Source organism: Saccharothrix texasensis (assembly GCF_003752005.1).
GTDB classification, from domain to species: Bacteria; Actinomycetota; Actinomycetes; order Mycobacteriales; family Pseudonocardiaceae; genus Actinosynnema; species Actinosynnema texasense.
In genome coordinates this window covers 6,908,571-6,935,108 of record NZ_RJKM01000001.1, presented here as the reverse complement: position 1 = coordinate 6,935,108, position 26,538 = coordinate 6,908,571, and the positions used below count along the sequence as shown (strand labels likewise).

General features: G+C 71.9%; 29 protein-coding genes. 9 read left to right on the top strand and 20 right to left on the bottom strand.

Annotated elements, in window-relative coordinates:
- Positions 1-144: 144 nt before the first annotated feature.
- The 6 genes from pspM to rimO form a co-directional block, all read right to left on the bottom strand.
- Positions 145-924: a phage shock envelope stress response protein PspM gene (pspM, locus tag EDD40_RS31060; protein ID WP_123746081.1), complete on the bottom strand. Its 780-nt coding sequence runs from the start codon at positions 922-924 to the stop codon at positions 145-147.
- A gap of 16 nt (positions 925-940) precedes the next feature.
- A complete protein-coding gene (locus EDD40_RS31055) occupies positions 941-1,804 on the bottom strand; it encodes a PspA/IM30 family protein (protein WP_123746080.1) in 864 nt (287 codons plus the stop codon).
- 285 nt (positions 1,805-2,089) lie between these two features.
- Positions 2,090-2,515: a helix-turn-helix domain-containing protein gene (locus tag EDD40_RS31050; RefSeq protein ID WP_123746079.1), complete on the bottom strand. Its 426-nt coding sequence runs from the start codon at positions 2,513-2,515 to the stop codon at positions 2,090-2,092.
- Positions 2,516-2,671: 156 nt separating this feature from the next.
- Positions 2,672-3,145, bottom strand: a complete 474-nt coding sequence (locus EDD40_RS31045) for a CinA family protein (RefSeq protein ID WP_123746078.1) — start codon at positions 3,143-3,145, stop codon at positions 2,672-2,674.
- Positions 3,142-3,675: a CDP-diacylglycerol--glycerol-3-phosphate 3-phosphatidyltransferase gene (gene pgsA / locus EDD40_RS31040; protein ID WP_170185471.1), complete on the bottom strand. Its 534-nt coding sequence runs from the start codon at positions 3,673-3,675 to the stop codon at positions 3,142-3,144. Before pgsA ends, EDD40_RS31045 begins: the two co-directional genes overlap by 4 nt.
- Positions 3,676-3,722: 47 nt before the next feature.
- Positions 3,723-5,099: a 30S ribosomal protein S12 methylthiotransferase RimO gene (gene rimO / locus EDD40_RS31035; RefSeq protein ID WP_123746077.1), complete on the bottom strand. Its 1,377-nt coding sequence runs from the start codon at positions 5,097-5,099 to the stop codon at positions 3,723-3,725.
- A 647-nt stretch (positions 5,100-5,746) separates the two neighbouring features.
- On the opposite strand from rimO, the gene EDD40_RS31030 reads away from it, so the two are divergent.
- The 4 genes from EDD40_RS31030 to EDD40_RS31015 all read left to right on the top strand — a co-directional run bounded on the left by EDD40_RS31030 (position 5,747) and on the right by EDD40_RS31015 (position 8,451).
- Complete coding sequence (locus EDD40_RS31030; RefSeq protein WP_123746076.1) at positions 5,747-6,247, top strand: amino-acid N-acetyltransferase; 501 nt, start codon at positions 5,747-5,749, stop codon at positions 6,245-6,247.
- A gap of 63 nt (positions 6,248-6,310) precedes the next feature.
- A complete protein-coding gene (locus EDD40_RS31025) occupies positions 6,311-7,162 on the top strand; it encodes a MerR family transcriptional regulator (protein WP_123746075.1) in 852 nt (283 codons plus the stop codon).
- 295 nt (positions 7,163-7,457) lie between these two features.
- The gene (locus EDD40_RS31020) at positions 7,458-7,715 is read left to right on the top strand and encodes a hypothetical protein (protein WP_123746074.1); all 258 of its coding nucleotides are present in this window, start codon (positions 7,458-7,460) and stop codon (positions 7,713-7,715) included.
- 304 nt (positions 7,716-8,019) lie between these two features.
- Entirely contained in the window at positions 8,020-8,451 is a 432-nt protein-coding gene (locus EDD40_RS31015; RefSeq protein WP_236594443.1) for a phospholipase, read from the top strand.
- 209 nt (positions 8,452-8,660) lie between these two features.
- Here the strand turns inward: EDD40_RS31015 and EDD40_RS31010 are convergent, their stop codons facing one another.
- Positions 8,661-9,347: a glycoside hydrolase family 12 protein gene (locus tag EDD40_RS31010; protein WP_123746072.1), complete on the bottom strand. Its 687-nt coding sequence runs from the start codon at positions 9,345-9,347 to the stop codon at positions 8,661-8,663.
- A 251-nt stretch (positions 9,348-9,598) separates the two neighbouring features.
- Positions 9,599-12,058: an FtsK/SpoIIIE family DNA translocase gene (locus EDD40_RS31005; RefSeq protein ID WP_123746071.1), complete on the bottom strand. Its 2,460-nt coding sequence runs from the start codon at positions 12,056-12,058 to the stop codon at positions 9,599-9,601.
- Positions 12,059-12,189: 131 nt separating this feature from the next.
- On the opposite strand from EDD40_RS31005, the gene EDD40_RS31000 reads away from it, so the two are divergent.
- Complete coding sequence (locus tag EDD40_RS31000) at positions 12,190-12,969, top strand: lysophospholipid acyltransferase family protein (RefSeq protein ID WP_123746070.1); 780 nt, start codon at positions 12,190-12,192, stop codon at positions 12,967-12,969.
- Positions 12,970-12,993: 24 nt separating this feature from the next.
- On the opposite strand, the gene EDD40_RS30995 is transcribed toward EDD40_RS31000, so the two are convergent.
- The 7 genes from EDD40_RS30995 to thyX form a co-directional block, all read right to left on the bottom strand.
- Positions 12,994-13,563 (bottom strand): dienelactone hydrolase family protein, encoded by a 570-nt coding sequence (locus tag EDD40_RS30995; RefSeq protein ID WP_123746069.1) that lies wholly within the window; start codon positions 13,561-13,563, stop codon positions 12,994-12,996.
- Between the two features lie 26 nt (positions 13,564-13,589).
- The gene (locus EDD40_RS30990; RefSeq protein WP_170185250.1) at positions 13,590-15,272 is read right to left on the bottom strand and encodes a ribonuclease J; all 1,683 of its coding nucleotides are present in this window, start codon (positions 15,270-15,272) and stop codon (positions 13,590-13,592) included.
- Complete coding sequence (gene dapA, locus EDD40_RS30985; RefSeq protein WP_123746068.1) at positions 15,269-16,165, bottom strand: 4-hydroxy-tetrahydrodipicolinate synthase; 897 nt, start codon at positions 16,163-16,165, stop codon at positions 15,269-15,271. Before dapA ends, EDD40_RS30990 begins: the two co-directional genes overlap by 4 nt.
- 38 nt (positions 16,166-16,203) lie before the next feature.
- The gene (locus EDD40_RS30980; protein WP_123746067.1) at positions 16,204-16,824 is read right to left on the bottom strand and encodes a TIGR03085 family metal-binding protein; all 621 of its coding nucleotides are present in this window, start codon (positions 16,822-16,824) and stop codon (positions 16,204-16,206) included.
- A 9-nt stretch (positions 16,825-16,833) separates the two neighbouring features.
- The gene (locus EDD40_RS30975) at positions 16,834-18,264 is read right to left on the bottom strand and encodes a serine/threonine-protein kinase (protein ID WP_236594444.1); all 1,431 of its coding nucleotides are present in this window, start codon (positions 18,262-18,264) and stop codon (positions 16,834-16,836) included.
- A gap of 88 nt (positions 18,265-18,352) precedes the next feature.
- Positions 18,353-18,742, bottom strand: coding sequence for an ACT domain-containing protein (locus EDD40_RS30970; protein ID WP_123746065.1), 390 nt, complete (start codon positions 18,740-18,742; stop codon positions 18,353-18,355).
- 6 nt (positions 18,743-18,748) lie between these two features.
- A complete protein-coding gene (thyX, locus tag EDD40_RS30965) occupies positions 18,749-19,501 on the bottom strand; it encodes an FAD-dependent thymidylate synthase (protein ID WP_123746064.1) in 753 nt (250 codons plus the stop codon).
- 165 nt (positions 19,502-19,666) lie between these two features.
- Here thyX and EDD40_RS30960 point away from each other — a divergent pair, with 165 nt between their 5' ends.
- Positions 19,667-20,191: a toxin-antitoxin system HicB family antitoxin gene (locus tag EDD40_RS30960; protein ID WP_123746063.1), complete on the top strand. Its 525-nt coding sequence runs from the start codon at positions 19,667-19,669 to the stop codon at positions 20,189-20,191.
- A 9-nt stretch (positions 20,192-20,200) separates the two neighbouring features.
- Complete coding sequence (locus tag EDD40_RS30955) at positions 20,201-21,091, top strand: DUF4097 family beta strand repeat-containing protein (RefSeq protein ID WP_123746062.1); 891 nt, start codon at positions 20,201-20,203, stop codon at positions 21,089-21,091.
- A gap of 59 nt (positions 21,092-21,150) precedes the next feature.
- Here the strand turns inward: EDD40_RS30955 and EDD40_RS30950 are convergent, their stop codons facing one another.
- From EDD40_RS30950 to EDD40_RS30935, 4 genes are all read right to left on the bottom strand, one after another.
- On the bottom strand, positions 21,151-21,738 hold the full coding sequence (locus tag EDD40_RS30950; protein ID WP_123746061.1) for a TetR/AcrR family transcriptional regulator: 588 nt from the start codon (positions 21,736-21,738) through the stop codon (positions 21,151-21,153).
- 70 nt (positions 21,739-21,808) lie between these two features.
- On the bottom strand, positions 21,809-22,822 hold the full coding sequence (locus EDD40_RS30945; protein WP_123746060.1) for an aldo/keto reductase: 1,014 nt from the start codon (positions 22,820-22,822) through the stop codon (positions 21,809-21,811).
- 63 nt (positions 22,823-22,885) lie between these two features.
- Positions 22,886-24,097 (bottom strand): winged helix-turn-helix domain-containing protein, encoded by a 1,212-nt coding sequence (locus tag EDD40_RS30940; protein WP_123746059.1) that lies wholly within the window; start codon positions 24,095-24,097, stop codon positions 22,886-22,888.
- Positions 24,087-24,983, bottom strand: a complete 897-nt coding sequence (locus EDD40_RS30935; protein WP_246037932.1) for an EamA family transporter — start codon at positions 24,981-24,983, stop codon at positions 24,087-24,089. The genes EDD40_RS30940 and EDD40_RS30935 overlap by 11 nt, the downstream gene beginning before the upstream one ends.
- 106 nt (positions 24,984-25,089) lie before the next feature.
- Between EDD40_RS30935 and EDD40_RS30930 the strand changes: the two genes are divergently transcribed.
- Together EDD40_RS30930 and EDD40_RS30925 are read left to right on the top strand one after the other, a co-directional pair.
- Positions 25,090-25,641 carry a GNAT family N-acetyltransferase gene (locus EDD40_RS30930; RefSeq protein WP_123746058.1) on the top strand — a complete coding sequence of 184 codons (552 nt, stop codon included), beginning with the start codon at positions 25,090-25,092 and terminating at the stop codon, positions 25,639-25,641.
- Between the two features lie 21 nt (positions 25,642-25,662).
- Positions 25,663-26,163 carry a YqaA family protein gene (locus EDD40_RS30925; protein ID WP_123746057.1) on the top strand — a complete coding sequence of 167 codons (501 nt, stop codon included), beginning with the start codon at positions 25,663-25,665 and terminating at the stop codon, positions 26,161-26,163.
- Here the strand turns inward: EDD40_RS30925 and EDD40_RS30920 are convergent.
- Positions 26,111-26,488, bottom strand: coding sequence for a PRC-barrel domain-containing protein (locus EDD40_RS30920; RefSeq protein WP_148088957.1), 378 nt, complete (start codon positions 26,486-26,488; stop codon positions 26,111-26,113). The genes EDD40_RS30925 and EDD40_RS30920 overlap by 53 nt on opposite strands.
- Between the last annotated feature and the right edge of the window lie 50 nt (positions 26,489-26,538).

The following is a 26,538-nucleotide window of genomic DNA, read 5'->3' as shown; positions in this document are numbered from 1 at the left end:
GCTATATAACGGTCTGATAATCACACGATCGCAGCAGCGTACGCCACTGTGGACTCGAGGATAGCCCAACTTTGCTACGCAACGTGACGTAATCCTGGTTCGTGCAGATGGCCGCGCGCCAAGTGCGCAGTGCCGCGAACAGCGTCAGCTCGACAGTTCGCGCAACGCCGAAGCGAGGCCCGCCAGGTGGTCCGTCGCGTCGCCCAGGACCTGCCGGGGGTTGTTGGCGGTGCTCTCGGCGAGCACCCGGCCGGCGGCGGCGACCAGGCCGCAGTAGCCGTCCACGCCCTCGTCCAGCTGCGTCCGCAGTCTTCGCACCCCTTCGACCAGCGGCGCGCGGTCCAGCGGCGGGGCGGTGTCGCGCGCCCGTTCGACGGCCTGCAACTGGCGGGACACGGCCCGGATCGCGGACACGGCCTCGGCGCCGGTGGCGCGGGCCTGCTCGACCGAGTCGGTGGGGATGGACGTCAACGCCGCCGAGTCGAGCTGGCGCAGCAGCTCCCGCAACGTGTCCTGGGCGTCCTCCAGCCGTTCCATCGGCCGGCGTGCCGCCGAGGACCGGGCGGGCAGCGGCTCGGGCGCCGGCGCGGCCTCCAGCTGCCGCCGCTGCACGTCGATGCCCCTCATCTTGATGTTCGTGCGCACGGCCAGCACGGACGTGCCGGCGAACCCGAGGGCCGCCACCACGCCGGGCGCCGCGCCGAGCACGCCCACCAGCGTGAGCGTGCCGACCACCGCGAGCAGGGCCAGCACGATCAGCCAGAAGGTGAGCACGCGGCTCGATCGGCGGTACCGCCGATCGAGCTTCGCGCGCGGGTCGTTCCAGGCGGCGTACCGCCGTTTCACCTGGTCCGCGATCTGCCCTTGGAGCTGGCCGCCGATGACCTGGACGATCTCGCCGGCCACCTTCCGCCGGGGTTCCATCGCGGACACCACCCTCTCAGCCCTGGCTCGCCGGCGGGTTCTGCTTGATCTGCTGGGTCGGCTGCGCCTGCGTCTGCTGCACGCGCTGCTGGATCTCCTGCTGGATGCCGGCGCTCGCACTGGCCGGCTGACCGCTGGTGACCTCGCCGGCGACCTTGCCGCCCGCCATCGACGCGCGGATCTGCTCGAGCCGGGAGTGGCCCGCCATCTCGGTGGTCGACTGCTGGACCTCCAGCATCCGGCCCTGCACCGAGTTCTGCGCCAGCTCCGCCGAACCGAGGGCGGTGGTGTACCGCTTCTCGATCTTGTCGCGGACCTCTTCCAGCGACGGCGTGTTGCCCGGCGCGGCCAGCTCGGTCATCTGGCGCAGCGAGTGGGAGACCTGCTCCTGCATCTTCGCCTGCTCCAGCTGGCTGAGCAGCTTGGTGCGCTCGGCCAGCTTGGTCTGCAGCACCATCGCGTTGCGCTCGACCGCCTGCTTCGCCTGCGTCGCCGCCTGCAACGCCTGGTCGTGCAGCGTCTTCAGGTCCTCGATGCTCTGCTCCGCGGTCACCAGCTGGGTGGCGAAGCCCTGCGCCGCGGTCTCGAACTGCGTCGCGCGCTGCTCGTCACCCTTCGCCCGCGCCTCGTCGGCGAGCACGAGCGCCTGGCGTGCGGATGCCTGGAGCTTCTCCACTTCGCCGAGCTGGCGGTTGAGCTTCATCTCGAGCTGGCGCTGGTTGCCGATCACCGCGGCGGCCTGCTGCGACAGCGCCTGGTGCTGCCGCTGCGCCTCCTCGATGGCCTGCTGGATCTGCACCTTCGGGTCGGCGTGCTCGTCGATCTTGGACGAAAAAGCCGCCATGAAGTACTTCCATGCCTTCACGAAAGGGTTGGCCATCTCCTACGCCTGCCTTCTCCGCACTTCCCTGGCTCGCGCTCGTGATTGGCAACGACCCGGTGCCGGTGTTGGTTCCATCGTGTCAGTTGTCCCGCGCTGCTTCCACCGACCTGGGGAGATATCCGGGATCACCCTGAGTCACCCCCCGACTTTCGTCGGCATGGTCATCCTGCCCGCCCGGCTCCCGGCCTACGCGGCGACCCCGCCCTGGGTTGCCAACTCGTTGCACGCGCCGAAAGCCGAGCCGGTCGGGACCGGCTCGGCTCAGGTAGGTGTGAGCTGGGGTTACGCCGCCACCACCGCGTTGCGCGGCTTGCTGATCGAAGTGGACAGCCGGTGCGTCAGCACGGGCTGCAACCGCAGGTCGGACAGGTCGTTGCCGATCACCGCGGGCACCATCGTGCCGCCCTCCAGGCCCGCCGACGCGGACGCGGGGGCCCGTTCGGTGAGCTCGGCCGGGGTCGGCACGGGGCGCTGGACGGCGCCGATGTCCGAGGCGACCAGGTGCAGCAGCTCCCACAGGGGCAGGTCCAACGCTTCGCAGATCGCGGCCAACAGCTCGCTGGACGCCTCCTTGCGGCCACGCTCCACCTCGGAGAGGTACCCCAGGCTGACGCGGGCGGTCCTGGAGACCTCGCGCAGCGTGCGGCGTTGGGTGGTGCGGGCATGGCGGAGCCGATCACCGATCGCCTCGCGTAGCAGCACGGTCATCGCGCGCCTCCTTCCGGCCGGCCGTGCCACCACGTTACCGACCCGTCCCGTCGACGGGCAGTGACTTCCCGACACGTCCGCCAAGGGCGAACGAGTGAACTCACCGGTAAGTTCCCGCGTGCGTGTCCGGGTGTGACGGGAAACGCGCTGCTCACGTCACTCGACGGGGATCTTGAGGTGGTCGAGCAGGAAAGTCAGGGCCGCCATTGTCGAACTCTTGCGCACTTCGTCACGACCACCACCGAGAGTGAGCGTCCGGACACCCGACCCGGATGGGCCGGACAAACCGATGTGGACGGTGCCGGGGCCGACGCCGTCCTGCGGGTCGGGACCGGCCACCCCGGTCAGCCCCAGGCCCCACGTCGCCCCGCAGCGCTCCCGTGCGCCCTCGGCGAGCTGCCGGGCCACCTCGGGGTGCACGGCGCCGTGCTCGGCCAGCAGCGCCGCGTCCACGCCCGCGAGCGAGTGCTTGAGGTCCGTGGCGTAGACCACGAGCCCGCCGCGCACCACGGCGCTGGACCCGGGCACGGAGGTCAGCTCGGCGGTCACCAGGCCCGCGGTCAGCGACTCGGCGGTGGCGACCGTCTCACCGCGTCCGGCGAGGGTCCGCACGACGTCGGCGGCGCTCACGCCCCGGCCACCGCCCGCTTGCCCCTGGCCCGCAGCCGCAACGCGCGGATCACGTAGTCGACGCCCGTGACGACGGTCAGCACCACGGCCGCGCCCATCGCGGTCACCGAGACCGCGTCCAGCCAGGACGGCAGCGGCAGCACGTACAGGCCGATGGCGACGATCTGGACGAGCGTCTTGGCCTTGCCGCCGCGGCTGGCCGGGATCACGCCGTGCCGGATGACCCAGAAGCGCAGCAGCGTCACCCCGAGCTCGCGGACCGCGATGACGACCGTCACCCACCACGGCAGCTCGCCGAGCAGGCTCAGGCCGACCAGCGCGGCGCCGGTCAGCGCCTTGTCCGCGATCGGGTCGGCGATCTTGCCGAAGTCGGTGATCAGCCCGTGCTTGCGGGCCAGGTTGCCGTCCACGTGGTCGGTGACCGACGCCACGGCGAACACCCCGAACGCGGCCAGCCGCCACCAGGTCTGGTGGCCGTCCTCCTCGAACAGGAAGTAGAGGAACACCGGCACGAGCGCCAGCCGGGACATCGTCAGCACGTTGGCGATGTTCAGCACCGGCACGCGCGCGGGTTCGGTCACCTCGGGAGCACCTCGATCGCTGTCACGACCAGGTCGACGCCCTCGGACGAGTCGACCCGGCAGCGCACCAGGTCGCCGACCCGGAGGCCGTCGGCGTTGGTGATGACGCACTCGCCGTCGACCTCGGGCGCCTGGTGGGCGGCGCGGCCGACGCAGTCGCTCTCGTCGTCCTCCTCGGTCTCGACCAGGACGACGACCTCCTCGCCGACACGGTCCTCGGCGCGCTGGGACGTCAGCTCCTCGACCAGGTCGGAGATGCGGGCCACGCGCTCGGCGATGGTGTCGGCGTCCAGCTTGCCCGGCAGGTTCTCGGCCTCGGTGCCGTCCTCGTCGGAGTAGCCGAACACGCCGACCGCGTCCAGCCGGGCGGCGGTGAGGAAGCGCTCCAGCTCGGCCACGTCCTCCTCGGTCTCGCCGGGGAAGCCGACGATGACGTTGCTGCGGATACCCGCACGCGGCGCGAGGGAGCGGATCTGCTCGACCAGGCCGAGGAACGACTCGGTGGAGCCGAAGCGGCGCATCCGGCGCAGCACGGGCTCGCTGGAGTGCTGGAAGGACATGTCGAAGTAGTCGGCCACGCCGTCGGTGGTGGCGATGGCCTTGACCAGCGTGGGCTTCGTCTCGGCGGGCTGCAGGTAGGACACGCGGACGCGGTCGATGCCGGGCACCTTCGCGAGCCGCTGCAGCAGCAGCTCCAGGCCGCCCAGCTCGCGGGGCAGGTCCTTGGCGTAGGAGGTGGAGTTCTCCGAGACCAGGAACACCTCGCGCACGCCCTGCTCGGCCAGCCACATCGCCTCGGCCACGACCTCGTCCGGGTGGCGGGAGACGAACGCGCCGCGGAAGGACGGGATCGCGCAGAACGAGCAGCGGCGGTCGCAGCCGGAAGCGATCTTCAGCGGCGCCACGGGGGTGTCGGCGAGGCGGGTGCGCAGCACGCGCGGGCCCCAGCCGTGCCCCGGGACCTGCACCTCTTCGGCCGCCTTCGGCCGCTGCACGGGAGTGAGCGGCAGCAGCGTGCGGCGGTCGACCGGCTGGTGGGACTCGATGGTCTGACCGGCCAGGACGTCGTCCAGGCGGTCGGCGAGGTCGGTGTAGTGGTCGAACCCGAGCACGGCGTTCGCCTCGGGCAGGCTGTCGGCCAGCTCGGCGCCGTAGCGCTCGGCCATGCACCCGACCGCGACCACCTTCGCGCCGCTGTCGGCGGCGGCGAGGAGGGTGTCCACGGAGTCCTTCTTCGCGGACTCCACGAAGCCGCACGTGTTGACCACGACCACGTCGGCTTCGTCGTCGACCAGCTCCCAGCCGCCGGCGGTGAGGCGCCCGGCGAGCTCTTCGGAGTCGACTTCGTTGCGGGCGCACCCGAGGGTCAGCATGGCGACGCGCTTGGACGTGGTGGGGGAAGACACGGTGCTCAGCGTAACCGGCGCCGTCCCCCTCCCCTCCCGCTCACCTCCACCGGCCGCCGGGCCGGCCGTCGCCCGGTCCCGCCGGGCCCCCGCGCGTCGCCGCGGTTCGAGCCGGAGCGGCACCGACTGCCGGACCTCGCGCTCGGGCAACCCGCGCACCTCGACGAATCACGCCACCTGCGCTGAACGCACTCGGACCGCTTTGGCGATCGCGCGGATCCACCCTCGTCCGCGGTCTGGTGTTCGGGGGCCGAAGCGGTCTTCTCGACGCGTCACCACCTCGTGGTCGCGCCTGGGCCGCGGGCCCTCGATCGGGGTGGGAAGTCAAGGCGGACAACACTTGCACCGCAACCAGTCGAGCCCTTGCCCGCACTCGACGGCACGTTCAACGGCATTGCGGGCAAACGACTGCCGTCCGCCCGAGAAAAGCCGGAATCCTTTGCGGGAACACCCCTCGGCACCGGTGACCGATCCGGCTCGTCCGCGGTCGATGTTCCCCGAAATACCCGATCGGGTGATTTCCCTTTTCGTGTCCCGCGTCACGCGCACGCGACGCGCCGGCCGGACGCCGGGGTGGAGCGGGCGGCTCCTCGCGCAGGGCCTACCTTTGGACCGTGAACGACTCGATCAACGTGCGTCGCGCCCGCACCGGCGACGTTCGGGCGATGAAGGCCCTCATCGACGCCTACGCCGGCAAGGTGCTGCTGTCCAAGCCGCTCGTCACGCTGTTCGAGGACATCCAGGAGTTCTGGGTCGCCGAAGAGGACGGCGTGGTGCTCGGGTGCGGGGCGCTGCACGTGCTGTGGGAGGACCTGGCCGAGATCCGCACGGTCGCCGTGTCGCCCGCCTCGCTGGGCCGGGGCATCGGCCACCGGATCGTGCACCGGCTGATCGAGACCGCTCGCGAGCTCCAGCTGGAGCGGTTGTTCGTGCTGACCTTCGAGACCGACTTCTTCGGCAAGCACGGGTTCGTGGAGATCGACGGCACGCCCGTCTCCCCGGAGGTCTACGAGGAGATCATGCGGTCCGCCGACGAGGGCGTCGCCGAGTTCCTCGACCTCTCGTACGTGAAGCCGAACACCCTCGGCAACTCGCGCATGCTGCTGCACCTGTAACTCTTCGAGTATCAACTCGAAGAGTCTTGACTCCACGAACTCCGGGCCGCCAAGATCGGGGGCGTGGAGCAGTTGACGGTCGACGAGTTGGCGGTCCGGGTCGGCCTGCCGGGCAGCACGATCCGCATGTACCAGACCAAGGGCGTGCTGCACCCGCCCCGCAGGCAGGGCCGGGTCGCCTACTACGACGCCTCCCACCTGGAACGCCTCACGCTCGTCCAACGCCTGCAGTCCCGCGGCTTCTCCCTGCCCGCCATCGCCGAGCTGGTGAAGGCGCGGGAGAAGGGCGCGAGCGTCGCGGCGGTGCTCGGCGTCGGTGAGGCGGAGGGCCCGGACGACTGGGTCCGGATCAGGGCCCGTGACATCAGCCGCCTGGTCCCGCTGGGCGACGTCCGCCCGCGCGTCCTGCGCCGCGCCGTGCAGCTCGGCCTGGTCCGCTGGCGACTCGGGTGGCCGCACGTGCGCCGCTGGGCGCTGGACGCGGGCAACCGGCTGGCCGCGCTGAGCGTCCCGAGCGACGACGTGCTGGCCAAGTTCGCGAACCTGCGCACGGCCACCGACGGCATCGCGGCCGACTTCGTGGAGGTCTTCGAACGCCGGCTGTGGCCGCAGCTGGCGGACAACGCGGACCAGGACGACCAGCTCGACCGGATGCGCGCGTTGCTCGTGGAGCTGACCTACACCGCCGAGACGGTGGTGATCGGCACGCTGCGCGAGTCCATCCGCGAGGCCGCCGAGCAGTTCGCCCGCCGCCACCGACTGCTGCCCAGCGGCGACTTCCAGCCCGCGTGGGCCGAGGAACCGCTGCCCATCGCGGAACGTCTCATCGAGACCGGCGAGGACGAGTTCCCCGACGAGCCGACGATCCAGCGGTTCCTCGACCGGGGCGACGACCACGACGAGCCGGGCAGATGACCGGGCGCCTCCCCGGGGCGCCCGGCTCCGGAGCACGGGTGCGAGTCGAGCTGTTCGAGCCGGTACGGAGGGGTTCGGCTCGCCCGCTCGCGCACCCGGGGTCGCCGGGCCCGGCGGGCTCGACCGTGTCGGACGTGCCGCCGAACGTCGGCGCGCACGTCGTCGGCACGGAGCCCGCCGGGTCCGGCGCACACCTCCCGCCGCCACCGGAAGGTGCCGTCGTGGCGCGGGCGCAAGCGCTTGCCCCGGCGGTGGTCCCGCCACCGGGTGGTTCCCCCGAACGGAGGGCGGCGGCGTGATCGCACTGATCGGCGCGGTGGTGGGGCTGCGCGCGGGCTACCGGTACGACCGCTCGATCGGCAAGCACCCGTTGCGCTCGGGGGTGAAGCGGTTCGCGTTCTGGGTGCTGCTGTTCATCGCCGAGTGCCTGGTGGTGCCACCGGTGGTCGACGCGGTCGGCCCGGCGGTGTGGGTGGTGGCGTTCGGGTACGTGATGGCGGCGGGCCTCGCCGGGCCGTGGGTGGCGGAGTACTACCGCCGACGGGCGGCGTGACCGCGCCCCGGAGCGCCCGACGGCCTGCGGCTGCGCGAAGTGCCGGCCGCACGCCCGGTCGTCCCGGCGAACCAGCCGGGGTTGGGCCGGCTCAGCCAGCCCGGTGGGCTGTTCGGTCCGCGCGGGGTGGGCGGTGCGGCGCAGCAGGTCTGCCCCCGGACGGCCCCGCGGGCGGTTGACGCCGGTGGGCGCGGGCGGGCGGACGTTCACCCGTCGTCGGCGCGGTATGAGCCGATCGGGGCTGTCGGGCGTTGATCTGCGACCGGTAAGAACCCCTCAAGCCCGAAAACCGAGGGGAACAACAGTGCTCGCGAAATCCCTGCGCAACGCTTTGACCGTCCTGCTCGCCTCGTTCGCCCTGCTGGCCGGCGCCGGTGTCGGCCAGGCGGCCATCAACGCGCCCGCCGTGACCGACGACTACGTCTTCAGCAAGTCCCTGTCGCAGTTCAGCACGCTGCGGACGCAGCGGCCCTACAGCGATCAGCTCGACTGGTCGTCCGACGGTTGCTCGTGGTCGCCGGACAACCCGTTCGGGTTCAAGTTCCTGCCGGCCTGCCACCGGCACGACTTCGGCTACCGCAACTACAAGCGGCAGGGGCGGTTCAACGAGACGACCCGGCTGAGGATCGACAACAACTTCAAGACCGACCTGTACAACCAGTGCGCGGGCAACTGGTCCTGCAACCGCACGGCGGACCTCTACTACCAGGCCGTGCGCGAGTTCGGCGCGAGCTGACCTCCACCTGACCGGCCCGCGAGTCTCACAACCGGCGTCCGCGAATCCGCGCTCGCACGACCGGCCGCTGCGCAACCGGAGGCCGGCGCGATCGGCGTCCGCCCGGAGAACACCTCAATGCCGAGCAGGGGTCCCCGCCAAGGGGACCCCTGCTTTTATTCTGCCCCAGGGGTCCGACAATTCCGAGGGTGCGGAGGTCGAGCTGTTGATCAGCTGGTGACCGAGTAGCTGTTCGACATGAAGTCCATGCCGCCCGCGGACGACGTGATCTCGAACCCGAACTGCACCTCGCCCACGGTCACGTCGCCGTACCAGCCGCGCGAGCTGATCCACTTCAGCACCGCCAGCAGGTCGACCGAGCCGGAGTTCGTGTTGCTCGTCCGCAGGAACGAGAACACGGCGTTGGCCCCGTTCGAACCCCGGTACACGTCCCAGGTGTGACCGCCCACGGTCACCGTGGCCTGCTTCGACCCGATGGGGCCCACGGCGCCCTGCTTGTTCATCCAGATCATGATCTCGTAGGCGTTGTTGTTCGCCCAGATGTCGTAGGTCGTCGCGTACGAGCCCGAACCCGGCCGGGACACGTTGAACGAGCTGGACAGCCTGCTCAGCCCGCTGAGGTTGCGGTTCACCGCCTTGGCCACGTGCGGGTAGGACTTCACGCCGCCCGTGTTCGGGTGGTCGGCCCACACGCCCCAGTTGCCGTAGGAGTTGGCCCAGATCGCCTGGTACCCGGCGCCGGAGCCCCACACGTCGTTGCGGACCGTGTAGCCGCCGTTCGACCACGTGCCCCACTTGTCGCTGGAGGACCAGGTCGCGGCCTGCGCGACACCCGTCGCCCCGAGCAGTGAACCCACCAAAGCGACCGCGATCGCGGCCGAGCGCATCCTGTTCATGACGCTTCTTCCCGGGCATCGTTGCCCACTCTGAGCGGCTGTCGAATCGCTTCGATTCGAGAGAGCGCCGGTTACCTGGAGATACAGCAGCGGTAGAGGAACTATTACAGCCCAATACGTGCCGGGTCAATGACCGGAACTAGCCACGAGGCAGCCGCGCAGAAGGCAACCCGGCAAACCGGCGCATTCGATCCATTCGACCGCGCCATTCGACCGGCTATTCGACATCACGAAAAGACCGACCGATCCGGTCAGTCGTCCCCGTCGTCGTCCGGGCCGGAACCGCCGCGGATCAGGTAGACGAGCGAGTCCAGCTCGTCCGGCTTGATCAGCACCTCGCGGGCCTTCGAGCCTTCCGACGGCCCGACGACGCCGCGCGTCTCCAGCAGGTCCATGAGCCGGCCCGCCTTGGCGAAGCCGACCCGCAGCTTGCGCTGCAACATCGACGTGGAGCCGAACTGGGAGGTGACGATCAGCTCGGCCGCCTGGATCAGCACCTCGAGGTCGTCGCCGATGTCGGCGTCGATCTCCTTCTTCTCGCCCGCCTTCGCCGCCGTGACGCCGTCGGTGTACTCCGGCTGCGCCTGGTCCTTCGCGAAGTTGACGATCTCGGAGATCTCGTCGTCCCCCACGTACGCGCCCTGGACGCGCACCGGCTTCGAGGCGCCCATCGGCAGGTACAGGCCGTCGCCCATGCCGATCAGCTTCTCCGCGCCCGGCTGGTCCAGGATGACCCGCGAGTCGGTCAGCGAGGACGTGGCGAACGCCAGCCGTGACGGCACGTTCGTCTTGATCAGGCCGGTCACCACGTCCACCGACGGCCGCTGCGTCGCCAGCACCAGGTGGATGCCCGCCGCACGCGCCTTCTGGGTGATCCGGACGATCGCGTCCTCGACGTCGCGCGGCGCGGTCATCATCAGGTCGGCCAGCTCGTCCACGATCGCCATGATGTAGGGGTACGGCCGGTAGGCGCGTTCGCTGCCCGGCGGCGCGGTGATCTCGCCCGACTTGACCTTCCGGTTGAAGTCGTCGATGTGCCGCACCCGGTTGACCTGCATGTCCTGGTAGCGCTGCTCCATCTCCTCGACCAGCCAGGCCAGCGCGGCGGCGGCCTTCTTCGGCTGGGTGATGATGGGCGTGATCAGGTGCGGGATGCCCTCGTACGGCGTCAGCTCGACCATCTTCGGGTCGATCAGGATCATCCGGACCTCGTCCGGGGTGGCGCGCGCGAGCAGGGACACCAGCATCGAGTTCACGAAGCTCGACTTGCCCGAACCGGTGGAGCCGGCCACCAGCAGGTGCGGCATCTTGGTCAGGTTCGCGGTGACGAAGTGGCCCTCGATGTCCTTGCCCAGCCCGATGACCATCGGGTGGTTGTCCTTCACCGTGGACGGCGAGCGCAGCACGTCGCCCAGCCGCACCATCTCGCGGTCGCTGTTGGGCACCTCGATGCCGACCGCGGACTTGCCGGGGATCGGCGCCAGCAGGCGCACGTTGTCCGTGGCGACCGCGTAGGCGATGTTCTTGGTCAGCGCGGTGATCTTCTCGACCTTCACGCCCGGACCCAGCTCCACCTCGTACCGGGTGACGGTCGGGCCGCGGGTGAAGCCGGTGACCTGGGCGTCGATGGAGAACTGGTCGAGCACGCCGGAGATGGCCTCGATCATCACGTCGTTGGCCTTGCTGCGGGCCTTCGGCGCGTCGCCGTCCTTGAGGATGGTCGGCGGCGGCAGCCGGTAGTCGCCCTCGACCGCGCGCACGGCGATCGCGGCGGGCTTCGGCGTCTCCGGGGTCGCTTTCGGCTTGGGCGTGGGTCTGACCGGCGGCGGGGGCGGCGGCTCTTCGTCCAGCGGCAGCTCGGGCTGCTCGTCGTCGGCGGCCGGGGTGGCGACGGCCTGGCGGCGGCTGCGGGACGGGCGGCGCAGCTTGGCCGGCTTCTCCTCCGGCTCGGGCTCGGGCTCCGCCTCCTCGGCGTCGAACCCGTCGAGCTGGTCGGGCCTGCGGTGCAGGAGGCTGCCGAGCTTGGCGGGCACGTCGCGGATCGGCAGGTGCACGAGCAGCAGCACGCCGTAGGCGAAGATCAGCACCAGCAGCGGTCCGGCGACCCACGACGTGAGGCCCTGCGCGAGGAACCCGCCGGAGAGGTAGCCCAGCGCGCCACCGGCGTCACGGCGGGCGAGCGGGTCCGTCGGCAGGCCGCCCACGAGGTGGAACATGCCGAGGAACCCGACCGCGACCAGGATCGAGCCGATCACCAGGCGCGGCCGCGCCTCGGGGTTCGGGTCGGTGCGCATGAGCGCCACGCCGATCGCCAGCAGCACCACGGGGAAGATCACGGCCGGGCCGCCGACGGAGCTGCGCACGGCCACGTCGACCCACTGGCCCACCGGACCGCCCGCCCGCCACCACACGCCGGCGGCGGTGATCACGGCCACCGAGATGAGCACCAGCGCCAAGCCGTCCCGGCGGTGCGCGGGGTCGAGTTCCTTGCCGCGGCCCACCGCGCGGACCACCGAGCCGACGCCGCGGCCGAACAGCCCCCAGACCCGGCCGACGGAGCCGGAGGACCGCTTCGCCGGCGCGCGCCTGGCGGGTGGCCGCTTCGAGGCCGGGCGGGAGGCGCCGGAACGGGACGCGCTCGCACGGGCCTTCGACCCGGAGCCGGTGCTGCGGGTGGTGCCCTTGCGAGAGGTCCCAGTTCGGCCGGCCATGGTGTATACGGTAGTCCCTCTGGCCTCAGCGGCCCCAACGTTCACGGCCGACGTGACGTGCGCTGCTCGACGCCCATGGTTGCCCCGAACCCGGTGCGCCGACACCTCGACACGCCGTAGCCTTTCGCGCTGTGCCCACACCACTGCTGTGGCGCGTGCTGACCGCCGTCGACCAAGGGGTCGTCGGTCTCAGCGGACGACTCGAAGTCACCGGCGACATCCCGGCGGACCTCAGGGGACGTCCCCTGCTGCTCGCGTCCAACCACATCGGCAACCTCGACCCGTTCGTGCTCATCGCGGCGTGCCGCAAGATCGGGGCCGCGCCGCGCTTCCTGCTCGCCGGGGGGCTGCTCGACGCACCGGTCCTGGGGCCGTTGCTGAAGGCGTCCGGCCACCTGCGCGTGGACCGCGCGGCGGCGGACGTCGGCGACGCCTACCACCGCACCGTCGAGGCGTTGCGGCGCGGCGGCGACCCGATCGCGATGTACCCGGAAGGCCGGATCAGCCTCGATCCGGGTCTGTGGCCGGAGCGCGGCAAGACGGGTGCGGCGAGGTTGGCGCTCAGCGGCGGGATCCCGGTGGTGCCGGTGAGCCAGTGGGGCGCGCACGAAGCCGTCTACTGGGGCAACACGCACGTCGCCGGCTGGGCGGACGCCAAGCCCTACCTGACGTCCTACGCGCGCGGGCTGCGCAAGCGGCCGACGTTCAAGGTGCACTTCGGCAAGCCGGTGGACCTGTCCGGGTTGGAGGACGGCAAGCCGGGCGACGCGCGGCGGGCGCACGAGCGGATCATGCGCGCCATCACCGCGGGCCTGGTGCCGTTGCGGCTCGACGAGCCGGACCTGCCGAAGTTCCACGACCCCACGCGGCCGACGACGGGCAGGAGCCCGTGGCGCCCAGAAGGAGACTGAGCAGAAGGAGACTGAGCAGAACAGCTAGTTCAGGAAGGCGAGCACGCGTTCCATCAACAGCACGGCGGCCACCTCGTCGTAGGACGACAGGCTGCGGTCGGCGAAGAGGTGCCGGTCGCCGGGGTAGAGGAACAGCTCCCCGTCCGCCGCGCCCGCGACCAGGTCCCGCGCCGCGTCGAGGTCGCCGTCGTTCACGAACAGCTCGTCCGAGGCCATGCCGTGGACCTGCACCGGCACGGTCGCGGGCCACGCGCCGCCGAACTCGGTCACCGGCACGCACGCGCTGACCAGCAGCGCGCCCGCCGCGCCGGGTTTGGTCTGGGCCAGCAGCTGCGCGGGCAGCACGCCCAGCGAGAACCCCAGGTAGACGACGTCGGCGGGCAGGCCCTCGGCGGCGAGGCGGCCGCGTTCGGCGATGGCGCCGAACCCGACCTGCTCCGCGTAGTCGAGACCGTCGACCAGGTCGACGAACACCTGGCCGTCGAACAGGTCCGGCACGTGCACGGTGTGCCCGGACTCCGCCAGGTGCTCGGCGAAGGCCTCGACACCGGGCGTCAGCCCGTGCCCGTGGTGGAACAGCAGGATCTCGGCCACGTCACGCCTTTCCCGCCGCGAGGCGGTCAGTTCACCGGGATGATGGTCGGCACGATCATCGGTCGCCGGCGGTAGGTCTCGGCGACCCAGCGGCCCACCACGCGGCGCACGGCCTGCGCGATGCGGTGCGAGTCGGTGATGCCCTCGGCCTCCGTGCGGGACAGTTCCATCTCCACCAGGGACACCGCCTGGTCCAACGCCTTGGGGTCGTCGGAGAAACCCCGGCCGGACACGGTCGGCGGCGCGACCGCGCGACCGCTGCTGGAGTCGACGGCCACGGTGATCGCGATGAACCCGCCCTCGCCGAGCACGAGCCGGTCGGACAGGGTCGACTCGCCGACGTCGCCGACCGACAGGCCGTCCACGTAGACGTGGCCCACCTCGACCCGGCCGCTGATCGCCGCCTTGCCGTCGACCAGGTCGACCACCACGCCGTCCTCGGCGATGACGACCTGCTCCTCGGCCACGCCCGTCGCCACGGCCAGCGCCGCGTTCGCCCGCAGGTGCCGCCACTCGCCGTGCACCGGCATCACGTTCGACGGCCGCACCGCGTTGTAGAGGAACAGCAGCTCGCCCGCCGGCGAGTGCCCGGACACGTGCACCTTGGCGTTGCCCTGGTGCACGACCGTCGCGCCCAGCCGCGCCAGGCCGTTCACCACGCCGAACACCGCGTTCTCGTTGCCCGGGATCAACGACGACGCCAGCACGATCGTGTCGCCGGCCCTGATCGAGATCTGCCGGTGCTCGCCGCGCGCCATGCGGGACAACGCCGACAGCGGCTCGCCCTGCGACCCGGTCGACACGAACATGACCTCGTCCTCGGGCATCTCCATCGCCTCGTTGAGGTCGACGAACAACCCGGCGGGCACGTTCAGGTAGCCCAGCTCGGCCGCGATGCCCATGTTGCGCACCATCGACCGGCCGACCAGCGCGACCCGCCGCTCATGCCGCACGGCGACGTCCAGCACCTGCTGCACCCGGTGCACGTGGGAGGCGAAGCACGCCACGATCACCCGCTGGTCTGCCTTGCGGACCACGTTCTCCAGCACCGGCCCGATCTCGCGCTCCGGCGCGACGAACCCGGGCACCTCGGCGTTGGTCGAGTCGACCAGGAACAGGTCGACGCCCTCGTCGCCGAGCCGGGAGAACCCGGCCAGGTCGGTGAGCCTGCCGTCGAGCGGCAGCTGGTCGAGCTTGATGTCGCCGGTGTGCAGCACGAGCCCGGCGGAGGTGCGGACGGCGACCGCGACCGCGTCCGGGATGGAGTGGTTGACCGCGAAGAACTCCAGCTCGTACGGCCCGTACGAGCGCCGGTCGCCGTCGGTGATCTCGATCAGCCGGGGCGTCTGGCGGTGCTCCTTGCACTTCGCCGCGAGCAGCGCCAGCGTGAACCGCGAGCCGACCACCGGCAGGTCGGGGCGCAGCTTCAGCAGGAACGGCACCGCGCCGATGTGGTCCTCGTGCCCGTGGGTGAGCACCAGCGCCTCGATGTCGTCCAACCGGTCCTCGATGGCCCGGAAGTCCGGGAGGATCAGGTCGACGCCAGGCTGGTCGTCCTCGGGGAAGAGCACGCCGCAGTCCACGACGAGCAGCCGGCCGGCGTGCTCGAACACCGTCATGTTGCGGCCGATCTCGCCAATTCCACCCAGAGCGACGACGCGCAGACCTCCGTCGGGCAGTGCGGGCGGGGGTGAGCTCGGGTTGATCACGCGTTGACTCCCAATTCGGCCTCGACGGCCTCGATGTCCTCTGTTGAAGCGGGTACCAGCGGCAGCCTCGGGTCGCCCACGTCGAGGCCGCGCAGGCGCAGCGCGGCCTTGGCGTAGGTGACGCCGGGCATCCGGCTGAAGGGCCGCAGCAGCGGCAGCAGCGACTGGTGGATCGCGGTCGCGCCGGCGACGTCGCCGGACTCGAACGCGTCGAGCATGTCGCGCAGCCGGTCCGCGGCGATGTGCGAGACGACGCTGACGAAACCGACCGCGCCGACCGACAGCCACGGCAGGTTCAGCGGGTCGTCACCGGAGTAGTAGGCCAGGTCGGTGGCGGCGATGACCTTGCTGCCCGCGTGCAGGTCGCCCTTGGCGTCCTTCACCGCGACGATCCGCGGGTGCTCGGCGAGCCGCAGCAGGGTCGGCACCTCGATGGGGATCACGGCGCGCGGCGGGATGTCGTACAGCATCACGGGCACGCCGACCTGGTCGGCCACGGTGGTGAAGTGCGCGAGCACACCCTCCTGGGTGGGCCGCGAGTAGTACGGGGTGACCAGCAGCAGGCCGTGCGCGCCGGCCGCCTCCGCCTGCTTGGCCAGGTGCACGCTGTGCGCGGTGTCGTAGGTGCCCGCGCCGCTGACCACGGTGGCGCGGTCGCCGACCGCCTCGACCACGGCGCGGAGCAGGTCCGCCTTCTCCGCGTCGGTGGTGGTGGGGCTCTCGCCGGTGGTGCCGTTGACCACGAGACCGTCGTTGCCCAGCTCGACCAGGTGCTCGGCGAGCCGCTGCGCCTTGGCCAGGTCCACCGCCCCCTCCGCGTCGAACGGGGTGACCATGGCGGTGAGCACGCGGCCGAACGGTCGGCCGGGCGCGGCGGTAGGACTTCCGGTCATGAGCGGAAATCTACCGCGTCACCCTCGGCAAGCTGCGACTACATGCTCCGGTCGAGGCCCCGCACCAGTCGCACGGCCTCGTCCGCGCCGTCGTACTCGACCCTCGCGGCGGACCGGCCGAACACGTGCACCAGCAATTCCGAGACTTGCCCGGTCAGCACCACGGGGTCCGCCCCACGCTTGGCCACGACCGCGTCGCCGTCCGGGCGGCGCAGCACCACCCCGACCGGGCTCTTGCGGTACATGAGCCGGGCGACCGGCGCGAGCCGCCGCCACAGCACCGCGTCTCGTACCGGATCGGGTGAACGCGGCTCCCAGTCGTCGCGCGCCCGGCGCACGTCCTCGTGGTGCACGAAGTACTCGACGGAGTTCACCAGCTCGTCGACCAGCGCGTAGGGCGAGTACCAGGGCGGGCCGCCGCGCACCAGCCCGACCAGCTCGTCCCACGGCCGGGCCGCGAAGGCGTCCTGGACGCGCTGCGTGTGCCCGGCCAGCGGCTTGAGCAGGATGCCCGCCCCCGCGTCCGGCCGGCGGTCCCGCAGCACGAGGTGGGCGGCCAGGTCGCGGGCGCGCCACGGGTCGCACAACGTGGGCGCGTCCGGGCCCACCTCGGCGAACAGCTCGCCCAACTGCCTGCGTTCGTCCTGTGCGACGCCCATGGCCCCACGTTACTTGGCGTACAGCTGGTCCTTCAGCGCGGTGCCGTCCTTGTTCCACAGCACGCACGCCACGTCGCGGTAGCGCTTGTCCGACGACGAGGCCTTCGCCGGGTCCTCCGCCCAGACGCCCGAGGTCGGCACGACGGCGACGTAGCGGAGCTTGGTCTGCTTGTCCTTCACCGGCACCCGCTCGGACATGAAGTACATCGTGCAGAAGGTCTCCGCGTACCCGCGCAGCCACTCGTCGCCCGGGTAGGGCATCTTGTCCGACCCGAACGGCTCGGCCGCCGCGTAGACCTCGACCCGGTGCGGCTCCTCGCAGTCGGTGTAGTTGACCGTGGTGTTGGGGTCGACCAGGTTGTCGCCGCACTGGCCGTTGCCCGCCTTGAACTGGGCGGGCTCGATCGTGCCGCCCGGCCCGTAGGTGACCGTCTCGGCCATCGCGGCGGGCGGCTTGTCGGTGAACCACCACCGGCCGAGGAGCACGCCCGCGACGAGCAGCGCCACGGCCGCCACCGCCGTGCCGGCGATCAGCAGCTTCTTGAGCCACGGCTTCCGCGCGGCGGTGGGCGGGGTGTAGTGCATGGTCGGGTTCGGCGCGCCGAACCCGGTCGGCGGCGTCGGCTGGGCCGCCGCGCGTTCCAGCATGGCGCGCGCCTGCGGACCGGTCAGCCGGGCGTTCGGGTCGGGCATCATCAGGCCGGTGATCACCGCGCCGAGCACGCCGTGCGCCCTGGTCAGCCGGGGCATCTCGTTCATGATCGCGTGCAGGGTGGACGCGGTGGTCGGCCGGTCGTACGGGTTGGCGCCCTCGACGGCGTAGCAGAGCGTCGCGCCGAGCGCCCACAGGTCGGAGGCCGGCGAGGCCTCGTTGCCGTGGATGCGCTCCGGCGACATGTAGGCGGGCGAGCCGATGAGGCTGCCGCTGGTGGTCAACCGGGGGTCGTCCACGGCCTGGGCGATGCCGAAGTCGGTGAGCTTCACCCGGCCGGCGGGCGTGACCATGAGGTTGCCGGGCTTGACGTCGCGGTGCACGATCCCGGCCTGGTGCGCGGAGTCCAACGCGGACAGCGCCTGCACGGCCATCGAGATGACCCGGTCCTGCGGCATCGGGCCGTGGGCGCTGATCAGGGTGGACAGGGTGGCGGCCTCGACCAGCTCCATCACGATGTAGGTCATGCCGTGCTCGGCGACCACGTCGAACACGGTGACCACGCCGGGGTCGTTCAACCGGCCCGCGGTGCGCGCCTCGCGCAGCACCCGCTCCTCCAGCACCCGGCGCTCCTCCAGCGCGATGCCGTCGGGCAGGTGCAGCTCCTTGATGGCCACCTGGCGGCCGATCACGTTGTCCTGCGCGCGCCAGACGACGCCCATGCCGCCGCGTCCCAGCTCGGCGAGCAGGGTGTACCTGCCCGCGATCACCCGGGGTTGAGTGCTCACACCTTGCGTCGGACCAGTCACCGTCACTCCTCGAAACCCGCGGACCGGGCGGAACGCTACTTCAGACCGCGTGTCGCCCGATCCGGTTTCACGGTTTCGTGACTTCGTGCCCGGACGACCGCAGCGCCTGCACGGCCCGGGCCAGGTCGCCCGACTTCACCAGCAGGTGGTCGGTGTCGTAGGTGGACAGTGCGAACAGGCTCACACCCGCCGCGGCCAGTTCACCCGACAGGGCGGCCATGATGCCAGTGAGGGTGAACTCCAGCGGACCGCGCACGGTCAGCAGCCGCCAGCCGGGCTGCGCGGTGTCCGCTTCCGGCGCGTGCTCGACCGGGCACACGATCGACAGCTCGTCGGGGGTCCTGGTCACCGACACCAGGCCGGGCGCGTCGAGCAGCCCGGCCGGGACGGGCGCGTCGGCGGGCAGCCGCACGACCGCGTACTCGCCCGGCCGGACGTCGACGATCAGCCGCTTCACCGGCCGTCAGCCTTCGGTGACCAGCGGGCTGGAGGCGACCTCGGAGCCGTCGGCCAGGGTGGAGATGGCGAAGTCGGCGAACACGTTGGCCGCCGCCTTCTGCAACTGGCGCAGGCACTCCACGGCCAGCGCGCGGATCTCCACGTCGGCGTGCTCGGTGGCGCGCATGGCGATGAAGTGCCGCCACGCGCGGTAGTTGCCGGTCACCACGATGCGGGTCTCGGTGGCGTTGGGCAGGATCGCCCTGGCCGCCTGACGGGCCTGCTTGCGGCGCAGGGTGGCGCTGGGCACGTCGGAGAACTTCTCCTCCAGGCCCTTCAGCAGCTCGTTGTAGGCCTCGACGCTGGCCTGCGCGGCGGCGAGGAACTTCTCGTGCAGCTCCGGGTCGTTCGCGATGACGTCCGGCTCGACCATGGCGGCGTTGCGCTCGGGCACGTACCGCTGGGACAGCTGCGAGTACGAGAAGTGGCGGTGCCGGATCAGCTCGTGCGTGAGCGAGCGGGAGATGCCGGTCAGGTAGAAGCTGACCGAGCCGTGCTCCAGCACGGACAGGTGGCCGACCTCGATGATGTGCTTGATGTAGCCCGAGTTCGTGGCGGTGGCCGGGTTCGGCTTGGTCCACGACTGGTAGCAGGCGCGGCCGGCGAACTCCGCCAGCGCCTCGCCGCCGTCGGCGTCGGTGGACCACGGGACGCCGTCCGGGGGGAAGAACTCCGTCTTCGCGATCAACTGCACCTTCGGCGCCACCGTCTCAGCCATGGCCCGAACCCTAACCGAAGCCGTCCGGGCCGTTGCCCGACACCGGGGCTCGGACGCCGCCGTTCGGCGGACGGGTCGGCGTCCGTTCGCGACCCGCACCGTGCCGTCATGAACGACACCACCGACCCGCTTGACTGATGTCAGATTTGACGTCATGGTGGTGTCATGGATCTGTCGCCGTACATCGCCGCACTGCGCGAGGACCTCGCGACGGCCGCGTCCGCCGGGGACGACAACACCCGGCGCACCGCGGCCCTGCTGTCCGCAGCCTTGGAGCCCGCCGCGCGGCTCGCGCTCATGAACGCGCTGTCCGACCTGGCCGCGGAGGTCACCGCGGCCCTCGACGGCCCTGTCGTCGACGTGCGGTTGGACGGACGGGACGTGCAGGTGGTCGTCACCGGCACGGCCGCTCGGGAAGAACACGAACCCGAGCCCCGGGAAGTTCCCCGGCCCTCCGCCGGTGACGCCACGCGCGTCACCCTGCGCCTGCTGGACGAGCTGAAGTCCAAGGCCGAGCAGGCGGCCGCGGCCCAGGGGATGTCGCTCAACACGTTCGTCGCGCAGGCCGTGCAGGGCGCGGTCGGCGGGCGGCGCGGTGGCGGCGGCCACAAGCACTGGGGGCCGCCGAAGGACCAGTCGGGCGGCGACCCGTCGTCGTCCTCCCGCGTCCGCGGCTGGGTGCAGGGCTGAGGGGGAGAGATGGAATCGGATGTCGTCGTGCGACAGCAGAGCTTCGAGGTCGACGGGACGGTGGAGGTCGACGTGGCGCTGCTCGCCGGCCGGGTGCGGGTGCACCTGGTCGACGAGCCGGGCGTGCACGTCGAGGTCAAGCACGACCCGTCGCCGGGCGAGTCCTGGTCGGCAGGCCTGTCCGGGCTGCTGAGCTGGGTGAACGACCAGTTCGGCACCGGGCGGGCGCAGCCGGCCGGACCGGCGGAGGCGGTGCGCGACGCCCGCCTCGAGCTGTCCGGCGGGCGGGTGAAGGTGCACTCGTCCAAGGCGCTGCCGCTGCGCGCCGTGCCGCTGAGCGTGACGGTACGGGCGCCGGCCGGCTCCCACGTGATCACCAAGGCGGGCTCGGCGGAGGTGACCGTGACCGGCTCGGCGGGCCGGTTGGAGCTCCAGACCGGCACCGGTGACGTGACCGCGGATCGCGCGGAGGCCTCGTCGCAGGTCAACTCGGGTTCGGGCAAGCTGAGGCTCGGGCCGATGCTCGGCGGGCTGCGGGCGAAGACCGGCAGCGGCGACGTCGAGGTGTCGTCGGTCGGCGGGAACACCGTGATCTACACGGGCACCGGCGACGTGTGGTTGGGCGCCGTGCAGAACGACGTGCAGGTGCGCACCGGCGGCGGTGACGTCACCATCGCCGACGCCGCGTCCGGCAAGGTCCAGCTCGGCACCGGCTCGGGCGACGTGCGGGTCGGCGTGCGGCCCGGGGTGGCGGCGCAGGTCGACCTGGTCTCCAACTCGGGCTCGGCGCGCAGCGAGCTGGACGTCTCCGACACCCCGCCGGCGGACGAGCCGTCCCTGTTCATCACCGGCCGGACCGGCAGCGGCACCGCCCTGGTGACCACGGCGACCACGGCCTGATCCCCGGTCCTCGGACCGAGCCGCGGCGCGCGCACCCCCGATGCGCGCGCCGCGGTTCCCTACTGCCCGGGTCGCAGTCCCGCCACCAGCAGTGACACCACGGCGTCGAACACCTCGTCGACGTCCGGGGCGGACCACTCGCCGGCGTGGGCCGGGTCGTGGAAGCGCGCGGTGGCGGCGAAGACGGCCTTGGCGCTGACGGCCGGGTCCTCGGTGGCGAAGTCGCCGGCGGCCACGCCGTCGGCGACGATCCTGGTGAGGTCGTCGACCATCGCCGCGATGTGCGTGGCGACGACGGCGCTGTGCTCGTTCACCAGCACGGAGAACGTGGCGAACAGCTCCGGGTCGCCCAGGGCCTTCCTGCGCTTGGCCTCGAAGAGGGCCGCCAGCCAGTCGCGCAGGCGCTGCGGTGCGGGCGTGTCGGCGGCGGCCAGCTCGGCGAGGCCCGCGTGCGCGCGGTCGAGCCAGCGCTGGGTGACGGCCTCCCGCAGCGCCGTCTTGGTCGGGAAGTGCCGGTAGACGCTGCCGTGGCTCACGCCGAGGGCGCGGGCCACGTCCACCACGGTCGCCTTGGCCGGGCCGAAGCGGCGCAGGACGTCCTCGGTGGCGCCGAGGACGACCTCCGCGGTCAGTGGGCCTTCCGCCACGTGGTGCTCCCTGGTGTCGCCAGCTGGTCCGGTCAATTGTGCGCGCACCGGCCGGCGGCACGGACCGCGGTCAGCGCTCGCTGTCCAGGTGTGCCATCAGGGCCGGCGCGTACCGCTCCCCCGCCGCGGCGTCGGCCGGGACCGCCGCTTCGATCCGGGCCAGGTCCGACCCGGTGAGGGTGACGTCCAGCGCGCCCAGCGCCTCGGTCAGCCGGTCGCGGCGGCGGGCGCCCACCAGCGGCACGATGTCCTCGCCCTGGGCCAGGACCCACGCGATGGCCAGCTGCGCGACCGTGGCGCCCTTCTCGGCGGCCACCGCGCGCAACGCCTCCACCAGCGACAGGTTGTGGTCCAGGTTCTCGCCCTGGAAGCGCGGCGAGACGGCGCGGAAGTCGCCGGCGCCCTTGGTCGCCGTCCAGTGGCCCGAGATCAGGCCGCGCGACAGCACGCCGTACGCGGTGACGCCGACGCCCAGCTCGCGGGCGGTGGGCAGGATCTCCTCCTCGATGCCCCGCGAGATCAGCGAGTACTCGATCTGGAGGTCGACGATCGGGTGGACCGCGGCGGCCCGGCGGAGCGTGTCCGCGCCCACCTCGGACAGGCCGATGTGGCGGACCCGGCCCTTCTCGACCTCCTCCTTGATCGCGCCGACGGTCTCCTCGATCGGGACGGCCGGGTCGAGGCGGGCCGGGCGGTAGACGTCGACGTGGTCCGTGCCGAGCCGGCGCAGCGTGTAGGCGAGGAAGTTGCGCACCGCCTCGGGCCGGGCGTCGTTGCCGTGCCAGCCGCCGTCCGCGTCGCGCAGCGCGCCGAACTTGACGCTGATCGCCACGTCGTCGCGGTCGCGCTCGCGCAGGGCTTGGCGGATCAGCAGCTCGTTGTGCCCCATGCCGTAGAAGTCGCCGGTGTCGAGCAGGGTCACGCCGGCGTCGACGGCGGCGTGGATGGTGGCCACGCTCTCCGCCTCGTCGGCCGGGCCGTACAGGTCCGACATGCCCATGCAGCCCAGGCCGAGCGCCGACACCTCGGGACCGGTCGTGCCCAGGACTCGACGCCGGGTCACGCGGTGGGTGGAGTTCGTCATGACTCCACTATGGGACTTGGGCTGACAGATTTCAACTTCTGTCAGCCCATCGAGTCCCCCGTCTCACCGGGCCACCGCTTTCAGCACCCCCGCGAGGTCCCCCTTGAGCACCACCTCGACGTCGTCCAGGGCCAGCCAGTCCGCCATGTGCCGCAGCTCGGCGGCCAGCTCGACCGCCACCCGACCCACGTCCGCGGTCGGCTCGGCGTACGCCGCCTGGACCCGCAGCACGCCCGCCGCCCGGTCCGCCTTCAGGTCGACCCGCGCCACCAGCTCGCCGTCCAGCAGGAACGGGAACACGTAGTAGCCGTGCACCCGCTTCGGCGCGGGCACGTAGATCTCGATCCGGTAGAAGAAGCCGAAGATCCGCTCGGTCCGGGCCCGCTCCCAGATCAGCGGGTCGAACGGGCACAGCAGCGCCCGGCCGGTGATCCGCCGCGGCACGCGCGCCTCGACGTGCCGGTACGCGGGCGCGCCCCACCCCTGCACCTCGACCGGCTCCAGCACCCCGGCCTCGACCAGCTCCGCCACGGCCTGCCGGCTGCGCGCGGGCTGCAAGCGGTAGTAGTCGCGCAGGTCGGGCTCGGTCGCCACGCCCAACGCCGTCGCCGCGCGCGCCACCAGCTCCCGCGCGCCTTCCTCCGCCGACACCGACCGCCACCGCGCCGACACCTCCGGCGGCAGCACGCGTTCGCTCAGGTCGTAGAGCCGCTCGAACCCGCGCCGCGACCCGGTGGTCAGCACGCCCTCGCCGAACAGGTACTCGCACACCTTCTTGACCTCGGACCAGTTCCAGCCCCAGTGGTCCTTGGCCCGCGGCCCGCCACCGGCCAACGCCTTCTCGATCGCGCCCGCGCCGAGCGGCCCCAGCTCCCGCACCACCGCCAGGATGTCGTCCACGAGCCGCGGCGAGCGCTCGGCGACCGCCGTGTGGTTCTTCCACCAGCCGGGGCGCTTGGCCCCGGAGTGCAGCAGCGGCCAGTCCTCCACCGGCACCAGGCTCGCCTCGTGCGCCCAGTACTCCACCAGCAGCCGCGGCTTCTGCGCGCTGTGCGACCACGCCGCCTCGTCCACCAACGACGGCGAGTAGGCGCCCAGCCTGCTGAACACCGGCATGTAGTGCGCGCGGACGGCCACGTTCACCGAGTCCAGCTGCAGCAGCCGGATCCGCGACAGCACCTTCCGCAGGTGCCGCCGGGTGGGCTCGGCGGCGGGCCGGGCGTCGGCGAAACCCTGTGCCCCCAGCGCGATCCGGCGGGCGACGTCAGCGTTCATCTTCTGCACGGGGCGATACTCCCACCGGGGTACGACGTTTCCGCTCGGCCCGGACCACCAGCACCACCGCCGCGACCACCAGCAGACCGCCGAGCAGCTGCCGCACCCCGAACCGCTCGTCGGCCAGCCACACCCCGAGCACCACCGCGATCACCGGGTTCACGTACGCGTAGGTCGCCACCGTCGACACCGGCAACTGCCCCAGCACGTACACGTACGAGCTGAACGCCAGCAACGACCCGAACACCACCAGGTAGCCCCACGCCACCCACGACGACGTGGTGATCGCGCCGAACGACACCCGTTCCCCCGCGGCCAGCCCCGCCACCGTCAACGCCACGCCGCCGGCCAGCATCTCCACCGCCGACAGCGCGAACGGGTTCGCCGGCGTGTCCAGCCGGCTGCTCAGGAACGACCCCAGCGCCCACCCGAGCGCCGCCAGCAGCACCACCCACGGCCCCCACCACGACGACTCGCCCACGTCGTCCGACAACAACACGGCCAACCCCACCAGGCCGATGGCCACCCCCGCGTACGTCACGCGGTGCGGCCGTTCACCGGCGAACCGCCGCATCAGCACCACGTACAGCGGCACGGCCGCCACCAGCAGCGCCGCCAACCCCGACGCCACGGACTGCTCGGCCAGCACCACGAGCCCGTTGCCCCAGGCGGGCAGCAGCAGTCCCAGCAGCACCGCCGAGCCGAACTGCCGCCGCGTCATCCGCAGCCCGCCGCGCCACGCGACCACCACCGCCAGCACCGCGCCGGCGAGGAAGAACCGCGTGCCGGCCGACACCAGCGGCGGCATCGACTCGATGGTGAACCTGATGCCCAGGTAGGTCGAACCCCAGACCACGTACACGACGCCCAACGCTGCCCAACGCACGTCACCGACGCTTTCACGCCGCACCGCCGGAATCACGCGGATTTCCGCCGCGGGGACCGTGACGTCCGACGCTCCCGGCCCGGCCGGCGGCCGATAGGGTGCCCGCATGGCCGACGCCACCGTGCGCACCGCGCAGCCCGACGACGTGGCGGAGATCGCCCGCATCCACCGAGACACCTGGCGCACCGCCTACCGGGACATCGTGCCCGCCGAGGTCCTGGAGGCCATCGACGTCGACCGGACCGCGTCCGCGTGGGCCGAGGCGGTCGGGCACGGTCAGGTGTTCGTCGCCGCCGAGGGCACGTGGACGGTCGGCTTCTGCGTCGCCGGGTCGGCGCCCGAGGAGGAGGTGGCGCGCGCCGACGGTTCGCTGCCCGAGGACGCGGCGACGACGGCGTTGCTGAGCGTGCTCGTGGAACCGCGTTGGGCCCGGCGCGGGCACGGCGGCAGGCTGCTCGCCACGGCCGCTTCCCACCTGCGTGAAGCCGGTGCGACGAGGGGTGTCGCGTGGGTGCCGGAGGCGGACAAGGCGTCGATCGGCTTCTACGGCAAGGCGGACTGGGAGGCCGACGGCACGGTCCGCACCCTGGACGCCGGCGGGCGGCCGTTGCGCGAGATCAGGGTTACCGGGGGGTTGTCCCTACTGCTCGAGCCGTGACGGCGCGGGTAGCCTCGCCAAGTGCTCGGGTGGTTGTGCCTCACGTTCAGCGTCGCCTTCGGGTCCGCGCTGGTGCCGCTCATCAGCATCGAGATCTTCGTCATCGGGCTGGTCACCCAGCAACCGGGCATCTCGTGGTGGTGGATCGGCATCGCGGTCGCCGTGGGCCAGGTGCTGGGCAAGATGTTCTACTTCCTGGCCGCGCGCGGCTCGTTACGCCTGCCCTCGTTCCTGAAGCGCGAGGAGAAGCCCGCCAAGGCGCTGTCGCCGTGGCGGCTGAAGTGGAAGACCAGGTTGGAGTGGGTGCGCGTGCGCTGCCACCGGCACCCCCACTGGATGTTCGGCACGCACGCGGTGAGCTCCGTGGTGGGCCTGCCGCCGTTCATGTTCACCACCGTGCTGGCGGGTCTGGCCGGCATGTCGTCCTGGCTGTTCATCTCCACCAGCGTGGCCGGCCGGTTCGCCCGGTTCAGCGCGCTCGCCGCCTCGCCTGCGGCGGTGGCTGGCTGGTGGGTGCACTGACCGCGCGCTGGTGGCGCACCAGGCGTTGCTCGGGCACCGTCAGCCCGTAGTGGTCGTGCAGCTCGGCCTGCTCGGCCTCGGAGAGGTCGCGGTCGCCGACCTTCGGCGCGTCCTCCACCTCCCGCTTGTCCACCGGCACCACGAGCCTGCGGTCCCGCACCTGGGCGCCGCGGATCGGGACGAGCGTCGTGCCCCCGTCGCGGCGCACGGAGGCCCACAGCGGCCGGTTGCCGGCCAGCCACACCCCCGCGACCGGGCCGATGGGCCGGCCGTGCCGATCCAGCACGTCACAGTCGTAGAGGCGGTCCACTGCTGCACGATCCATGCCTCACCGGTTACCCCGCCATCCGGCCGAGTGCGCGGTGAACCACCCGG

What these genes read in the sequence shown, in the direction of transcription:
- EDD40_RS30920 (WP_148088957.1), bottom strand. Translation starts at nt 26,488, where the DNA reads ATGGATCGTGCAGCAGTGGACCGCCTCTACGACTGTGACGTGCTGGAT.
- pgsA (WP_170185471.1), bottom strand. Translation starts at nt 3,675, where the DNA reads ATGTCCCGGCTGGCGCTCGTGCCGGTGTTCCTCTACTTCCTGTTCGAG.
- EDD40_RS30945 (WP_123746060.1), bottom strand. Translation starts at nt 22,822, where the DNA reads ATGACGAACTCCACCCACCGCGTGACCCGGCGTCGAGTCCTGGGCACG.
- EDD40_RS31050 (WP_123746079.1), bottom strand. Translation starts at nt 2,515, where the DNA reads ATGACCGTGCTGCTACGCGAGGCGATCGGTGATCGGCTCCGCCATGCC.
- rimO (WP_123746077.1), bottom strand. Translation starts at nt 5,099, where the DNA reads ATGCTGACCCTCGGGTGCGCCCGCAACGAAGTCGACTCCGAAGAGCTC.
- pspM (WP_123746081.1), bottom strand. Translation starts at nt 924, where the DNA reads ATGGAACCCCGGCGGAAGGTGGCCGGCGAGATCGTCCAGGTCATCGGC.
- EDD40_RS30980 (WP_123746067.1), bottom strand. Translation starts at nt 16,824, where the DNA reads ATGGGCGTCGCACAGGACGAACGCAGGCAGTTGGGCGAGCTGTTCGCC.
- thyX (WP_123746064.1), bottom strand. Translation starts at nt 19,501, where the DNA reads ATGGCTGAGACGGTGGCGCCGAAGGTGCAGTTGATCGCGAAGACGGAG.
- EDD40_RS31005 (WP_123746071.1), bottom strand. Translation starts at nt 12,058, where the DNA reads ATGGCCGGCCGAACTGGGACCTCTCGCAAGGGCACCACCCGCAGCACC.
- EDD40_RS30960 (WP_123746063.1), top strand. Translation starts at nt 19,667, where the DNA reads ATGGATCTGTCGCCGTACATCGCCGCACTGCGCGAGGACCTCGCGACG.
- EDD40_RS30940 (WP_123746059.1), bottom strand. Translation starts at nt 24,097, where the DNA reads ATGAACGCTGACGTCGCCCGCCGGATCGCGCTGGGGGCACAGGGTTTC.
- EDD40_RS31055 (WP_123746080.1), bottom strand. Translation starts at nt 1,804, where the DNA reads ATGGCCAACCCTTTCGTGAAGGCATGGAAGTACTTCATGGCGGCTTTT.
- EDD40_RS30930 (WP_123746058.1), top strand. Translation starts at nt 25,090, where the DNA reads ATGGCCGACGCCACCGTGCGCACCGCGCAGCCCGACGACGTGGCGGAG.
- EDD40_RS30955 (WP_123746062.1), top strand. Translation starts at nt 20,201, where the DNA reads ATGGAATCGGATGTCGTCGTGCGACAGCAGAGCTTCGAGGTCGACGGG.
- dapA (WP_123746068.1), bottom strand. Translation starts at nt 16,165, where the DNA reads ATGACCGGAAGTCCTACCGCCGCGCCCGGCCGACCGTTCGGCCGCGTG.
- EDD40_RS31010 (WP_123746072.1), bottom strand. Translation starts at nt 9,347, where the DNA reads ATGAACAGGATGCGCTCGGCCGCGATCGCGGTCGCTTTGGTGGGTTCA.